Origin of the sequence: Aquimarina aggregata (assembly GCF_001632745.1) — a bacterium.
Taxonomy (GTDB): Bacteria; Bacteroidota; Bacteroidia; order Flavobacteriales; family Flavobacteriaceae; genus Aquimarina; species Aquimarina aggregata.
This window is the reverse complement of the sequence record NZ_LQRT01000042.1, coordinates 1-1,961: the sequence shown is the minus strand read 5'-3', so window position 1 is coordinate 1,961 and position 1,961 is coordinate 1. Positions and strand designations below refer to the sequence as shown.

At 54.2% G+C, this 1,961-nt stretch carries 1 protein-coding gene; it reads right to left on the bottom strand.

The annotated features are described in order from the left end of the window. Positions 1-1,961: hypothetical protein (locus AWE51_RS21030; protein ID WP_198403852.1), on the bottom strand; the 1,961-nt coding region annotated here is incomplete at both ends.

Sequence of the window (1,961 nt, the reverse complement as noted above, 5' to 3'; positions counted from 1 at the left end):
GCTCCTGTTTGCCCAGTGGCTCCAGTTTGTCCTGTTGCTCCGGTAGCACCTGTTTGTCCAGTGGCTCCAGTTTGTCCTGTTGCTCCTGTTTGTCCTGTTACACCAGTAGCACCTGTTTGTCCAGTGGCTCCGGTTTGTCCTGTTGCACCAGTAGCTCCGGTTTGTCCTGTTGCTCCAGTTTGTCCTGTTGCTCCGGTTTGTCCTGTTGCTCCAGTTTGTCCGGTAGCTCCTGTTTGTCCAGTTTGACCAGTAGCTCCTGTTTGCCCAGTGGCTCCAGTTTGTCCTGTTGCTCCGGTAGCTCCTGTTTGACCTGTTGCTCCGGTAGCACCTGTTTGTCCAGTGGCTCCAGTTTGTCCTGTTGCTCCGGTAGCTCCGGTTTGTCCAGTGGCTCCGGTTTGACCTGTTGCTCCTGTTTGTCCTGTTGCTCCGGTAGTTCCTGTTTGACCTGTTGCTCCGGTAGTTCCTGTTTGACCTGTTGCTCCGGTAGCTCCAGTTTGTCCTGTTGCTCCGGTTTGTCCTGTTGCTCCTGTTTGTCCAGTGGCTCCAGTTTGACCTGTTGCTCCGGTAGCTCCGGTTTGTCCTGTTGCTCCGGTTTGACCTGTTGCTCCGGTTTGTCCTGTTGCTCCTGTTTGTCCTGTTGCTCCTGTTGCACCAGTAGCTCCTGTTTGCCCAGTGGCTCCAGTTTGTCCTGTTGCTCCGGTTTGTCCTGTTACACCAGTAGCACCTGTTTGTCCAGTGGCTCCAGTTTGTCCTGTTGCTCCGGTAGCTCCTGTTTGTCCAGTGGCTCCGGTTTGTCCTGTTGCTCCTGTTTGACCTGTTGCTCCGGTAGCTCCTGTTGCTCCGGTTTGTCCAGTGGCTCCAGTTTGTCCTGTTGCACCAGTAGCTCCTGTTTGTCCAGTAGCACCTGTTTGTCCTGTTGCTCCAGTTTGTCCTGTTGCACCAGTAGCTCCTGTTTGTCCAGTGGCTCCGGTAGCTCCTGTTTGACCTGTTGCTCCGGTTTGTCCAGTAGCTCCTGTTTGTCCAGTAGCACCTGTTTGTCCTGTTGCACCAGTAGCTCCTGTTTGCCCAGTGGCTCCGGTTTGTCCTGTTGCACCGGTAGCTCCTGTTTGCCCAGTGGCTCCAGTTTGTCCTGTTGCACCAGTAGCACCTGTTTGTCCAGTGGCTCCTGTTTGTCCTGTTGCACCAGTAGCACCTGTTTGACCTGTTGCTCCTGTTTGTCCAGTGGCTCCTGTTTGTCCTGTTGCACCAGTAGCTCCTGTTTGCCCAGTGGCTCCAGTTTGCCCTGTTGCTCCGGTAGCTCCTGTTTGTCCTGTTGCTCCGGTTTGTCCTGTTGCTCCGGTAGCTCCTGTTTGACCTGTTGCTCCTGTTTGCCCAGTGGCTCCGGTTTGTCCTGTTGCACCAGTTTGTCCTGTTGCTCCGGTTTGTCCTGTTGCTCCGGTTTGTCCAGTGGCTCCAGTTTGTCCTGTTGCACCAGTAGCTCCTGTTTGTCCTGTTGCACCAGTAGCTCCTGTTTGTCCAGTAGCACCTGTTTGTCCTGTTGCACCAGTAGCTCCGGTTTGTCCAGTAGCACCTGTTTGTCCTGTTGCTCCAGTTTGTCCTGTTGCACCAGTAGCTCCTGTTTGTCCAGTAGCACCTGTTTGTCCTGTTGCACCAGTAGCTCCTGTTTGCCCAGTGACTCCAGTTTGTCCTGTTGCACCAGTAGCTCCTGTTTGCCCAGTGGCTCCTGTTTGACCTGTTGCACCAGTAGCACCTGTTTGTCCAGTGGCTCCTGTTTGACCTGTTGCACCAGTAGCACCTGTTTGTCCAGTGGCTCCGGTTTGTCCTGTTGCACCAGTAGCTCCTGTTTGTCCAGTAGCACCTGTTTGTCCTGTTGCTCCAGTTTGTCCTGTTGCACCAGTAGCTCCTGTTTGTCCAGTAGCACCTGTTTGTCCTGTTGCACCAGTAGCTCCTGTTTGCCCAGT